At 56.5% G+C, this 12,527-nt stretch carries 10 protein-coding genes and 1 tRNA gene; 10 read left to right on the forward strand and 1 reads right to left on the reverse strand.

The genetic code is table 11. The features are described from left to right. Positions 1-228 precede the first annotated feature (228 nt). The 5 genes from frsA to SBO83_RS00365 all read left to right on the forward strand — a co-directional run bounded on the left by frsA (position 229) and on the right by SBO83_RS00365 (position 4,719). Entirely contained in the window at positions 229-1,476 is a 1,248-nt protein-coding gene (gene frsA / locus SBO83_RS00345) for an esterase FrsA (RefSeq protein WP_353501165.1), read from the forward strand. A gap of 64 nt (positions 1,477-1,540) precedes the next feature. After that, entirely contained in the window at positions 1,541-1,942 is a 402-nt protein-coding gene (gene crl, locus SBO83_RS00350; protein ID WP_034787922.1) for a sigma factor-binding protein Crl, read from the forward strand. Between the two features lie 142 nt (positions 1,943-2,084). Then, entirely contained in the window at positions 2,085-3,188 is a 1,104-nt protein-coding gene (proB, locus tag SBO83_RS00355; protein WP_396130089.1) for a glutamate 5-kinase, read from the forward strand. Between the two features lie 23 nt (positions 3,189-3,211). Beyond that, positions 3,212-4,465 carry a glutamate-5-semialdehyde dehydrogenase gene (gene proA, locus SBO83_RS00360; RefSeq protein ID WP_396130090.1) on the forward strand — a complete coding sequence of 418 codons (1,254 nt, stop codon included), beginning with the start codon at positions 3,212-3,214 and terminating at the stop codon, positions 4,463-4,465. Positions 4,466-4,643: 178 nt separating this feature from the next. Further along, positions 4,644-4,719: transfer RNA gene (locus SBO83_RS00365), tRNA-Thr, on the forward strand. A 30-nt stretch (positions 4,720-4,749) separates the two neighbouring features. Here SBO83_RS00365 and mdlD read toward each other — a convergent pair. Further along, positions 4,750-6,066 carry an NAD(P)-dependent benzaldehyde dehydrogenase MdlD gene (gene mdlD / locus SBO83_RS00370; RefSeq protein ID WP_396130907.1) on the reverse strand — a complete coding sequence of 439 codons (1,317 nt, stop codon included), beginning with the start codon at positions 6,064-6,066 and terminating at the stop codon, positions 4,750-4,752. A gap of 387 nt (positions 6,067-6,453) precedes the next feature. Between mdlD and SBO83_RS00375 the strand changes: the two genes are divergently transcribed. The 5 genes from SBO83_RS00375 (at position 6,454) to SBO83_RS00395 (ending at position 12,464) form a co-directional block, all read left to right on the forward strand. After that, a complete protein-coding gene (locus SBO83_RS00375) occupies positions 6,454-7,890 on the forward strand; it encodes an amidase family protein (protein WP_396130091.1) in 1,437 nt (478 codons plus the stop codon). 30 nt (positions 7,891-7,920) lie between these two features. Then, positions 7,921-9,240 carry a cytosine permease gene (locus SBO83_RS00380; RefSeq protein WP_396130092.1) on the forward strand — a complete coding sequence of 440 codons (1,320 nt, stop codon included), beginning with the start codon at positions 7,921-7,923 and terminating at the stop codon, positions 9,238-9,240. Continuing rightward, a complete protein-coding gene (gene biuH / locus SBO83_RS00385) occupies positions 9,241-9,930 on the forward strand; it encodes a biuret amidohydrolase (RefSeq protein ID WP_396130093.1) in 690 nt (229 codons plus the stop codon). It begins immediately after the preceding gene. Positions 9,931-10,071: 141 nt separating this feature from the next. Then, positions 10,072-11,448 (forward strand): 2-oxoadipate dioxygenase/decarboxylase HglS, encoded by a 1,377-nt coding sequence (gene hglS / locus SBO83_RS00390; protein WP_396130094.1) that lies wholly within the window; start codon positions 10,072-10,074, stop codon positions 11,446-11,448. 248 nt (positions 11,449-11,696) lie between these two features. Then, entirely contained in the window at positions 11,697-12,464 is a 768-nt protein-coding gene (locus SBO83_RS00395; protein WP_396130095.1) for a Slam-dependent surface lipoprotein, read from the forward strand. Positions 12,465-12,527: the final 63 nt, after the last annotated feature.

Consider the following 12,527-nt stretch of genomic DNA (forward strand, 5'->3'; position numbering starts at 1 on the left):
CTAGTCACTGACTGATGTCAGCTCCTAGGGATGTAGTCAGTTGCCGCCTGGATACAACTCGAATGATTTAGAGGATTACAGAAGTTGAAAACAAAACGCCCAGCCGATTGGTTGGGCGTTTTCATTTGTGTTTCATTTTCATCAGGCTTGACCTGAGTGCTGAGTTATCGCAACGTGTCCCTGTTATAATTCTCGTCCACGCAGCTGGTTAACGGAGGATTTTGCATCATGGCACCAGCCAACCTTACGGAAAAACTGTTCAAACCCACCTTCAAATATCCTGAAACCTCGACGCTGGTTCGTCGCGTGCACCACGCCGGAGTGAATACCCTGCACTCGGCGCTGGAAGGGGACTCGGCACCTTGCTGGTATCGCACGATTAACCGTTTGATGTGGTTGTGGCGCGGTGTGGATCCGCTGGAAGTGGAAGAGGTGCTGTCGCGCATTGCCGTTTCTACCGCCAAGCGCAGCGACGAACGTTTACTGGATACCGTGATTGGTTATCGTGGCGGTAACTGGATTTATGAGTGGTCGCAGCAGGGTATGGCGTGGCAACAAAAAGCGCTAGAGGCGCAAGATCTGGCCCTTGCCAGCGAGTATTGGCTCAAAGCCGCCAACCTTTATAGCATTGCGGGCTATCCTCATCTGAAAGGCGATACGCTGGCCGAACAGGCCGAAGTGCTAGCCAACAAGGCTTTCGAGCAGTCTGCTTTAAACTCTCCGTATCAATTGAAAGAGATCGACTTCGCCATTGAAGGCGGCAGTGCGATAACCGGTTTCCTGCATCTGCCCAATGAAGGCAAAGCGCCATTCCCAACGGTGTTGGTGTGTGGCGGTTTAGACACCTTACAGAGTGACCATCAGCGGCTGTTTCGCGACTACCTTGCGCCGCGTGGCATTGCCATGTTGACCATCGACATGCCGTCGATTGGCTTCTCCGCCAAGTGGAAACTGACGCAGGACACCAGCTTCCTGCATCAACAAGTATTGAAGAAACTGACCGACGTGGTGTGGATAGACTCGACCAAAGTCAGCCTGCTCGGCTTCCGCTTTGGCGCCAACGTCGCCGTGCGTCTGGCTTATTTAGAGCCGCGACGAGTTCGCGCTGTGGCCACCCTCGGCGCGTTAGTTCATACGCTATTATTTGACGCCAAATGTCAGGACAAAGTGCCCGACATGTATATGGACGTGCTGGCCAGCCGGCTGGGGATGTCCAATGCCAGCGACAGCGCGCTGAAGACTGAACTTAATAGGTATTCTCTGAAAACGCAGGGCCTGCTGGGGCGCAGAACGCCGACGCCAATTATTGCCGGTTATTGGGATCAAGACCCTTTCAGCCCGAAAGATGAATCGCGTTTAATCGTTGATTCTTCGGGGGATGGCAAGCTGTTGAGCATTAAAAGAGAGCCGCTTTATCAGAATTTCGACAAGGCGCTCCACGATATTTGTGATTGGTTATCGGCTCACATGCGTTAAACGAAAAGGTTGCTAATTCTTAAGGGTTTGCTACAAATAAAGCCCCCAAAAAGGAGAATGTGTAATGACGTTACCAAGTGGTCACCCTAAAAGTAGGCTAATGAAACGTTTCGGCACGCTGGGGCCCTATATCAGGGAAGCCAAGTGCGAGAACGATCGCTTTTTCTTCGACTGTTTGGCGGTATGCGTTAACGTAAAACCCGCGCCGGAGAAGCGTGAATTCTGGGGCTGGTGGATTGAGCTTCAGGCGGAAGAAGAGCGTTTTACTTATGTTTATCACTTCGGGTTGTTCGACAAAGAGGGCGACTGGAAGGAGCAAAACATTAAAGATGCTGAAGTGCGTGACAAGCTGGAGACTACGCTGCGTGGCTTCCACAAAAACCTCAACGCCATGATTGTCGAGATGTCGTTGAAGCTCGAACCTGCAGAAGATTTTGGCGACGAACCTTTGAAACTGTCGGCCTAAAGTCCGCGATTTTCCCCTGTCTGAACCCTGCAATTTAGCGTTATGCCCTGCGGCATAACGCTGTTCTCCTTTTCCAAAGACAACAGTACACTTCATCATTTAAACTCTATTCAATTCTTCAAACGCAAACGGCAGAAAGATTATGAGTGGCAGCCAAACATTGGTTGTAAAACTGGGCACTAGCGTGCTCACCGGCGGCTCTCGTCGCCTTAATCGTGCTCACATTGTTGAGCTGGTTCGCCAGTGCGCGCAGCAACACGCGGCAGGGCACAGAATTGTTATCGTGACGTCGGGCGCTATCGCCGCCGGGCGCGAACATCTGGGCTACCCCGAACTCCCCGCCACCATCGCCTCCAAGCAGTTATTGGCGGCGGTGGGGCAGAGCCGTTTGATTCAACTGTGGGAACAGTTGTTTTCCATTTATGGCATTAATGTCGGCCAGATGCTGCTGACACGCGCCGACATGGAAGACCGCGAGCGCTTCCTCAACGCGCGTGACACCATGAACGCGCTGCTCGATAACCATATCGTGCCGGTCATTAATGAAAACGACGCCGTTGCCACCGCCGAGATTAAAGTCGGTGACAATGACAACCTGTCGGCGCTGGCGGCGATTTTAGCCGGTGCGGACAAACTGCTGTTGCTGACTGACCAGCGCGGCCTGTTCACCGCCGACCCGCGCAACAACCCGCAGGCTGAGTTGATTCGCGAAGTGACCGCCATTGACGACGCCCTGCGCGGCATCGCGGGCGACAGCGTATCAGGCCTCGGCACCGGCGGCATGGCCACCAAACTGCAAGCCGCCGACGTGGCGTGCCGCGCCGGCGTCGACACCATTATTGCCGCCGGTAACCTGCCGGGCGTGATTGCCGACGTCATCAATGGCGTGTCAGTGGGGACTCGCTTCCACGCCATGCAAACCCCGCTGGAGAACCGCAAACGCTGGATCTTCGGCGCGCCGCCTGCGGGTGAAATTACTATTGATGATGGCGCGGTTGCCGCCATGCTGGAGCGCGGCAGCTCGCTGCTGCCGAAGGGCATCCGTGAAGTGAAAGGCGATTTCTCGCGCGGGGAGGTGATCCGCATTCGCAATCTGACTGGTCGCGATTTGGCCCACGGGGTCAGCCGCTACAACAGCGACGCGATGCGCATGATTGCCGGTCACCACTCCCAGCAGATTAGTGAAATCCTCGGTTACGAGTATGGCCCGGTCGCCGTACACCGTGACGATATGATTGTCAGTTAAGACTGGTTTTTAAGGATATACCCATGTTAAACGCAATGGGCCAGGCCGCCAAAAAGGCCTCTTATACGCTTTCTACACTGAGCACCGCGCAGAAGAACCACGCGCTGCAAGTCATTGCCGATATGCTGGAGGCCAACAGCCAGAGCATTATTCAGGCCAACGAATTAGACATGTCCGCCGCTCGCGCCAGCGGCATGAGCGAAGCCTTGCTCGACCGCCTGCTGCTGACCCCTGCGCGCCTGGCCGCCATCGCCAGCGATGTGCGCGACGTGTGCCGCCTGAGCGACCCGGTCGGCCAGATTATTGACGGCTCGACCCAAGACAGCGGCCTGAAGCTGGAGCGCCGCCGCGTGCCTTTGGGCGTGGTCGGGGTGATTTATGAAGCGCGTCCCAACGTCACCATTGACGTCGCCAGCCTGTGCCTGAAAACCGGCAACGCGGCAATTCTGCGCGGCGGCAAAGAGACTCACCACACCAATCAGGCGACGGTGAAAGTGATTCAGCAGGCGCTGGAGCAGTGTGGTCTGCCACGCGCGGCGGTGCAGGCGATTGAAAGCCCGGACCGCCAGCTGGTCGCCGAGATGCTGCGTCTGGACAAATATATCGACATGCTGATCCCGCGCGGCGGCGCGGCGCTGCACAAGCTGTGCCGCGAGCAGTCGACCATTCCGGTGATCACCGGCGGTATCGGCGTGTGTCACACCTTTGTTGATGAGAGTGTGGATTTCGCCAAAGCGCTGACCCTGATTGAAAGCGCCAAAATTCAGCGCCCAAGTGCCTGTAACAGCCTCGAGACCCTGTTGGTTCATCAGGCCATCGCGGCCCGTTTCCTGCCTGAGCTGAGTGCCAAAATGCATGCCGCAGGTGTCACGCTGCACGCCAGCGAGTCGGCGCTACCTTATCTGCAAAATGGCGCGGCGAAGGTGGTGGCAGTGACGGAAGAAGATTATCAGGATGAGTGGCTATCGCTGGATTTGAACGTCACGCTGGTGGCGGATATCGACGAGGCTATCGCCCACATTCGTAAATACGGCACCGAGCACTCTGACGCGATTCTGACGCGCTCTATCAGCCAGGCCGACCGTTTCGTCAATGAAGTGGACTCCTCGGCGGTGTACGTCAACGCCAGCACCCGTTTCACCGACGGAGGGCAGTTTGGTTTAGGCGCAGAAGTGGCGGTCAGCACGCAAAAACTTCACGCCCGTGGCCCAATGGGCTTAGAAGCGCTGACCACCTACAAGTGGATTGGCTACGGCGATGATTTAGTGCGCCCGTAAAAGCCCAAAAAAATAGCCCCGAATCACCGGGGCTATTAACAAAAACTATACAGAAATCATCATTTCCAAACCTTCCATCACCCGCTGTGACGAGAAAAGCAGCAGTCGATTCTTTGCCTCTTGACTTGCACCTCGGATTTCAATAATTTGTCACCCCGAAGTAACCCGCAGTAAAAATGCCGACTTAGCTCAGTAGGTAGAGCAACTGACTTGTAATCAGTAGGTCACCAGTTCGATTCCGGTAGTCGGCACCATTTCAAAGCAAGCCCCCTCTAGATTTACCCTTATTTATTAATCACCACAGATTTGCGATGAGTAAACGCCAGATAGCTGTATTTCCCGTGATATTCACCCACGCCTGAGTTACCTATGCCGCCGAATGGCAGATACGGTGAGCTTGCCTGCTGCATGACGCCATTCACGATGGCATCGCCCGAAGGGATTTTGGACGTGATTTTTCGGCCTTGCTCGATGTCATTGGTGAAGACATAAGCCGCCAGAGGTTTAGGGTGGTGCTGGTTCACGCCATCAATCGCCTGGCTAATATCCGTAAAGGTCACAACGGGCAGAACGGGGCCAAATAGCTCTTCACGCATCAATGCGTCATCCCAACCCACATTATCCACTACCGTAGCCTGCATGTGGCGCGTTGCGGCATTGGCCTCGCCGCCATAGATGACTTCCCCTTGGGTCTGTTCCAGCATGCCGGTCAATCTTTCTACCTGTTTGCTCGAAACCAGCTTACCGATTGAATCGATGTTAGGGATGGCGGTTTTGATACGCTCAACCAGTTTGGCGAGCAGGGCGTCTTTTACGCTTTCGTGGGCCAACACGTAGTCCGGTGCAACACAGGTTTGTCCGCTGTTGGAGAACCGGCCGAAGGTCAGCATATCCACTGCGCGATCTAAATTGGCATCTTCCAACACGATAAATGGCGATTTGCCGCCCAGTTCGAGGATCACCGGCGTCAGGTTTTTGGCTGCGGCGGTCATGACAATTTTCCCGACCGCAGGGCTGCCGGTGAAGAAGATGAAGTCAAACGGCAGGCTCAGTAGAAATTCATTCTCGTCTCGGCCCCCTTGGATAACCGCAATGTACTCTTCATCAAATACAGACTGAATGATCTTTTGGATCACCCGCGCGGTTTCCGGGACAGATTCAGAAGGTTTGATAACCGCGGTATTACCCCCGGCAATCGCCCCCAGCAGTGGGCAAAACACCAGATTGATCGGGTAGTTGAACGGGCCAATGATGTAGCTCACACCAAAGGCTTCGTGCTCAATAAAGGCTTCAGAGAAGGTGGTGCCAGGATAAGAAGGCACGGTTTCTGGCACTGCCCATTCGTCGAGATGCGCTAGGGTGAAATCCAGTTCTGAGATGACCCGGCCTATCTCGGTGCGATCGACCAGATCCTTGGATTTCCCGAGGTCGCTATCCAACGCGGCATACAGGTCTGCAGTGTGATCGACAATAGACTGCTTGAGCTTTTGCAGGCTTTGCTTTCTGAAGGCAACGCTTTTGGTCGCTTCAGTTTTGAAGAAATTCTTCTGCTTAGTAAAAACGGCTTGAATGGTCGAGTTATCAGTTTTGAGGATTTCAATCCTCCGGTGTTGGGTACCACTTCATGATCAATCTTAGACAGCGATGGTTCTGGCGGCTCTAAAGCCAAGTAGATTTTCGGTTTAGTGTACTGGGTGGTCATCGCGCTCGACTAGGTTCCAATTGTTACCATCCGGCACGGCCGCCCATCCTCAGTGCACCCCCTGCCTTTTTTCCGTGCAGTGCTAGCAATCACCGCGATCCCTGCGCTCCATTCCCTCTGTTCACCTCTCTGCTTCACGCCGCGCAAAGCTTGTATTCAAGTCAGTATCCATAAGTCCGCTAGCTATTTCTTACTCTCATTTTGTGAAGTTGATCAAATAGTGGCCTGCTTTATGCATTTCTCACCACATTGGGTAGTCATGTGGGTTTAATAAGGCAGCGCGGCGATGAACGAGATCCTGAATTTTGATGCACACAAGCTGGCGCGGCTGATTCGCCAGCGCGAGCTGTCTGCGGTGGAAGTCACCACGGCGTCGCTTGAACAGATGCAGCAGCTCGAACCCACTCTGCACGCCTTCTGCACCCCAACGCCCGAGCTGGCAATGGCGCAGGCGAAAGCTATCGATCTCAAACTGGCGAAAGGTGAAACCGTCGGGCCACTGGCCGGGGTTCCTCTTGCAGTAAAAGACCTGATCAACACCGCCGGGGTGAAAACCACCTCCGGCTCATTCGTCTATGAACACTTTATTCCCGACGAAGACGACATCGTGGTCGAACGCGTGCGTAACGCCGGGGCGGTTATCCTCGGCAAAACCACTGCGCCAGAATTTGGATACAGCGGCGTGGGCCACAACCCGTTGTTCGAATCGCCGCGCAACCCGTGGGATATCAGCAAAACTCCCGGTGGCTCCAGCGCGGGTTCCGGCGTGGCGTTGGCGGCACGCATGTGCCCGCTGGCACTGGGCAGCGACGGCGGCGGCTCGGTGCGCATTCCGGCGGCCCACTGCGGCGTCTATGGCTTGAAAGCCTCAATGGGGCGAGTGCCGCTCTATCCGGGATGCCGCGACGAACGCTATCCGGGCGTCTCTAGCTGGGAATCCCTCGAGCACATTGGCCCGATGACCCGCAGCGTGGCCGACGCCGCGTTAATGATGTCGGTGATGGCTGGCCCTGACGCCCGCGACCGACACTCGATTCCAGCAGGCGATGTTGACTGGCTGGGCGCAACCCAGCGCGACATCAAAGGCCTGCGCGTCGCCGTCAGCGCCGACTGGGGATACGCCGCCGTCGACCCTGAAGTGCGCGACGTCTTTGCGCAGGCGGTCAGCGTGTTTGAACGCGAACTGGGCTGCGTGGTGGAGTACGCCCATCCCGGCTTTAGCGACCCGCGCCGGGCCTTTATGGCGCTGGTGGCGATGGACACTGACTTAGTCGGCATGCGCCGCCTGCTGCCGGAGTTCGGCGACAGGATGTCTCCGCACCTGGTGGACATGCTGACCCGTAACTGGACGGCGGAGGACTTCACCAACGCCATCACCGAGCGCAAAGCCGTGACCAACCAGATGTGGCGCTTTATGCAGCGTTACGACCTGCTGCTGACGCCAACGCTGGCCGTCGCGCCATTTCCTCTACACATGCAGGGGCCGGAAGTGATTGAAGGCCGCATGGTCGCCAATAACGAATGGCTGAGCCTCTGCTTCCCAATGAATTTAACCGGCCAGCCAGCGGCCTCTGTTCCTGCTGGTTTTACCCCGTCTGGATTGCCCGTCGGCTTACAGCTGGTGGGGCGGCATTTGGATGATGCCACTGTTCTTGCCGCCAGTGCGGCGTTTGAGCAAGCGCAGCCGTGGAACCACCTGCAACCCGGTGTTCTGTCGCGCTGATTTTCATCTTATTGACCAGGAATCGCCACTATGAAAACTAACAACAAAAACGACGCAGCGGGAAAAGGGCTTGAGCAGGAGTTTGAGCACAGCCCGGTTCCGCTCACCCATCGCCACTCAACCCGCTCGGTGTCCGCCGTGTGGTTTGGCTTCCCGATGATCCTCACCAACGCGCTGTTCGGCGGCATCATCACCTGGCACCTCGGTTTTTGGCCCGCGATAGCCGCCATTCTGCTGGGCAACCTGGTGCTGTTTGGCTATGTCGGCGCGCTGAGCCACTTTGCCGGTTCAACCGGGCTGAACTTTGCGCTGCAAGCCAAAAAGACCTTTGGTACTAAGGGTTACGGCTGGGTGTCCGGTTTTCTCTCGACGGTGGTGATTGGCTGGTACGCCTTCCAGACGGGTTTAACCGGCACGGTTATTCATGAAACCTTTGGCTGGAACGAGCTGGGCGTCAGCGCCGTCGCCGCCGTGCTCTACATCGCCATCACCTTCCTTGGCGTGCGCGCACTCTCCCTTTTGGGCATGATTGCCGCGCCGATGTACGTGATCCTCGGGCTGGTGGCGCTGTGGCTTATCTCCGGCACCCATGACTTAACGCAGATTGTTAACTGGCACGGTTCGGCGGCAGTGGCCGGTGGCATGACCATGGGCACGGCGGTGACAATGGTGGTGGCAGGCTTTGCCGACTCCGGCACCATGACCGCCGACTTCACCCGTTGGTCGAAGGACGGCAAGTCGGCAGTGATCGCCGCATTCTCGGCTTTCCCGGTGGCTAACGTGATTTCTTATCTGTTTGGGGTGGTGATTGTCGCGGCGGGCGCGGCTATCGAACCGCTGCAAAACGGCGGCAACTTCCTCTCTCTGTTGATGGGGCACGGCGCGTTGCTGGAAGTGCTGGCCTTCGTCTTCGTGTTCATCAACCTCGGCTCGGTCTGTACGCACTGCCTGTATAACGGCGCGATGGGCTTCAGCCACCTGTTCGGTAGCAAGATGCGTTTATGGACGGTGATTCTGGGCGCAATTGGCGGCGTGCTGGCGCTGATTGGCGTTTGGCACTACTTCCTGAACTGGCTGAGCCTGCTCGGCGTGGCCGTGCCGCCGTTTGGCGCGGTGATGATTGTTGACCTGATCCTGATGGGCGAAATCAGCCGCCTGCGCGCCGAGCAGCGCGTCCGCACCAGCGCCTTTGTGGCCTGGGCAATCGGCACCTGCTGCGCCACCGTCGCACATATCTGGTTCCCGTCAGTGGGCGAGGCCATTGTTGGGCTGGTGGCCGGTGCTGTCTCTTATTACGCAATCACCATGCTGGCAATTAAATCGCCAGTCGTCGCGCTGGAGAAGAAATAAATGGCCGAATTTACTGTTAACGCTGACCCGTACCGCTGGCCGTTCGACGGCTCGCTGTCTGCCGCGAACACGGCGCTTATCGTCATCGATATGCAAACCGATTTTTGCGGCAAGGGCGGCTATGTCGACACCATGGGCTATGACATTGCCCTGACGCGCGCGCCGATTGCGCCGATTGCCTCGGTGCTGGCCGCGATGCGCGGGCTGGGCTTCACCATTATTCACACCCGCGAAGGGCATCGCCCGGATCTCAGCGATCTGCCCGCTAATAAACGCTGGCGCTCGAAGCAGATTGGCGCGGAGATTGGCTTTGCCGGGCCTTGCGGGCGCATCTTGGTGCGCGGCGAGCCGGGCTGGGAAATCATCCCCGAGCTGGCTCCGTTGGCTGAGGAAACCATCATCGACAAGCCGGGCAAAGGCTCGTTTTACGCCACCGATCTGGAGCTGGTGCTGCACACGCGCGGCATCAAAAACCTGATCATCACCGGCATCACTACCGATGTTTGCGTGCACACCACGCTGCGCGAAGCCAACGATCGCGGTTTCGAATGCATGGTGCTGTCCGACTGCTGCGCGGCGACGGAGCAAAAGCATCACGAAGCGGCACTCAGCATGATCAAAATGCAGGGCGGGATCTTCGGCGCGGTGGCGGATTCCGCCACGCTGCTGGATGCGCTCGCCACGGCGTAATCTTTTCCTGACAGCCTGGGCCAAGAATTTTAAACCTCAAAGCGTGAGCGCTTCGTTTGAATATTTTCACAATATCGAACAGAGTTGATTGAAGCGCTCACGTGAGTGAGAAAGGCCAATGTTGTCATGGAGAAGAGTCGAATGAACGCAGTAGGCTATGTCAGTAGCGATGCCATTCGCGCCAGTTTTTCGCGCGCGATGTCCGACATGTATAAGACGGAAGTTCCGCTCTATGGCACCTTGATGGAGCTGGTGGCCGACACCAATCAACAGGTAATGACGCAGTCGCCGGAGATAGCCAGCAGTCTGGCGCAGACCGGCGAGTTGCAGCGTCTGGATATGGAGCGGCATGGCGCGATCCGCGTCGGCACCGCCGAGGAGCTGGCGACCCTGCGGCGGCTGTTCGCCGTGATGGGCATGGAGCCGGTGGGCTATTACGATTTGAGTTCTGCCGGAGTGCCGGTTCATTCCACCGCCTTTCGCGCGGTCCACGAAGCCTCGCTGCAAGTCAGCCCGTTCCGCGTTTTTACTTCTCTACTCCGACTTGAGCTTATCGAAGACCCCGCGCTGCGCGACTTTGCCAGCAAAGTGTTGGCGAAACGCAATATTTTCACCCCACGCGCCCTTGAGCTGATTGAGCAGCACGAGCGCGACGGCGGCCTCGGGCCACAGCATGCCGACGAGTTTGTGCAGCAGGCGCTGGAAACTTTCCGCTGGCACCCTACGGCGACCGTCACGCTGGAGGAGTATCAGCAGCTTAATGGGCAGCATCGCCTGATTGCCGACGTGGTGGCTTTTCGCGGGCCGCACATTAACCACCTGACGCCGCGCACGCTGGATATCGATCACGTTCAGGCCGATATGCCCAAACGCGGCATTCCGCCGAAAGCGGTGATTGAAGGGCCGCCGCGCCGTCAATGCCCCATCTTGCTGCGCCAGACCAGCTTCAAAGCGCTGGATGAAAAGATCACTTTCAAGGGGCAGGCTGCAGGGGAGTCTGGCAGCCATTCGGCGCGCTTTGGCGAGATAGAACAGCGCGGCGTGGCGCTCACCACCAAGGGGCGGGCGCTGTATGACGAGCTACTCAACCAGGCGCGAGAAGAGCTGGGCGCGTTTCCCAATGAGGCCAATGCGGCGCAGTACGTGGCGATTCTGGAGAAGGTGTTTGCCGCCTTCCCCGACAACTACGCCGAGCTGCGCCAGCAGGAGTTGGCTTATTTCCGTTACTTCGTCGGAGAAAAGTCCGAGCAAAGTTTTGACTCGCTGGAGCAGGCGATTCAGGCCGGGGCAGTTTCTTTCGAACCGCTGGTGTATGAAGATTTTCTTCCCGTCAGCGCGGCAGGGATTTTCCAATCAAATCTGGGGGATAGCGCCCGTTCGCATTACGCAACTCATTCGAACAAGCATGAGTTCCACAAAGCGTTAGGGCGCGAAACCATCGACGAGCTGGCGCTTTATGCCGACACTCAGGGGCGCTCATTACAGGAGTGCGCGCGGGTGTTGAACCTTTCGAAGTGATCCTCTCGAAGGACTCCTCATCTTACGGGTGAGGAGTTTTCGCCACATTGCTAAATGTTAATCCATTCATACTTCTCGCCATTTCGGCATAAAAGAAAATTCTTATCTATTACTTAAGTGATTAATTATGCTGATATTAAATCCATAATTAATGTCGCTGCTTTTAAATATACTAAAAATCTTAGTTTACATTTCTTACAATTCTTTTATTTTTGTTGCGAGTTACTTACAACAAGGGACGTTATCTCATGCATAAGAAAAAACCTTTATTACTTCTGGCGACATTGATTTCTACAGCCTTATTAACGGCTTGCGGTGGAGGCGGAGGCGGGGGCGGTGATGACGGCGGCTCTCAACCACAGGTGGTCGCCCCTACGCCGGTTCCTGATACCAATACCGGTAATTCGGGCAATGGCGCGACGGACAGTGGCGAAATCCCTGCCTCTAAAGCGACATTGGGTTCGGTGTCCGGTTATACCTACGTCACGCCGGACGGCTCTTCCTACCTGATGCGTAAACCCGGCCTGATTGTCTCGGGCACGGTGACAGAAAGCCTGCAAGACGCTAACACCCGCGAGATTGTCAAAAGCACCACTTATTGCTGCGGCCGAATGAGCTACACCAATTACGGCACCTGGACGTCATACAGAGAAGATAAGCACGGCGTGTTCTACACGGGCGAAGCGACCCCGGCCAACGCGGTGCCAACACAGGGTAGCGCGACTTACACCGGCAGCGGCATGCGTGATGGTCAGCTTTCACCTGCCACTTTCCAGGTTGATTTCGCCGCCAAAACCATTAACGGCAATATCGCCGCTGGCGAAAAATTTGGTTCTGAAATCGCCATGCAGGGCCAAATTATCAATGGTGGCATTAAAGGTGCGGCACAAACTGCCGGGCAGGACGGGACATTCGTCGGTCACTTCAATGGCCCCGCCGCGCAGGAGCTGGGAGGCTTAGCGCAGTTCGCCGATGCCAAGCTGGACGCCTCTTTTGGTGCGACTGCCGCTCAGTAAACTCGAACCCGGCGCGCTGCTACGGCGCCGGGGAATTTCTGCCTCGCTCCGCTGACATGAATC

This window comes from Ewingella allii, assembly GCF_044430645.1.
GTDB classification, from domain to species: Bacteria; Pseudomonadota; Gammaproteobacteria; order Enterobacterales; family Enterobacteriaceae; genus Ewingella; species Ewingella allii.

Excerpts from the sequence above, each read along its gene's own strand:
- crl (WP_034787922.1), top strand. The coding sequence starts at position 1,541 with ATGACGTTACCAAGTGGTCACCCTAAAAGTAGGCTAATGAAACGTTTC.
- proB (WP_396130089.1), top strand. The coding sequence starts at position 2,085 with ATGAGTGGCAGCCAAACATTGGTTGTAAAACTGGGCACTAGCGTGCTC.
- frsA (WP_353501165.1), top strand. The coding sequence starts at position 229 with ATGGCACCAGCCAACCTTACGGAAAAACTGTTCAAACCCACCTTCAAA.
- SBO83_RS00395 (WP_396130095.1), top strand. The coding sequence starts at position 11,697 with ATGCATAAGAAAAAACCTTTATTACTTCTGGCGACATTGATTTCTACA.
- biuH (WP_396130093.1), top strand. The coding sequence starts at position 9,241 with ATGGCCGAATTTACTGTTAACGCTGACCCGTACCGCTGGCCGTTCGAC.
- hglS (WP_396130094.1), top strand. The coding sequence starts at position 10,072 with ATGAACGCAGTAGGCTATGTCAGTAGCGATGCCATTCGCGCCAGTTTT.
- proA (WP_396130090.1), top strand. The coding sequence starts at position 3,212 with ATGTTAAACGCAATGGGCCAGGCCGCCAAAAAGGCCTCTTATACGCTT.
- SBO83_RS00380 (WP_396130092.1), top strand. The coding sequence starts at position 7,921 with ATGAAAACTAACAACAAAAACGACGCAGCGGGAAAAGGGCTTGAGCAG.
- SBO83_RS00375 (WP_396130091.1), top strand. The coding sequence starts at position 6,454 with ATGAACGAGATCCTGAATTTTGATGCACACAAGCTGGCGCGGCTGATT.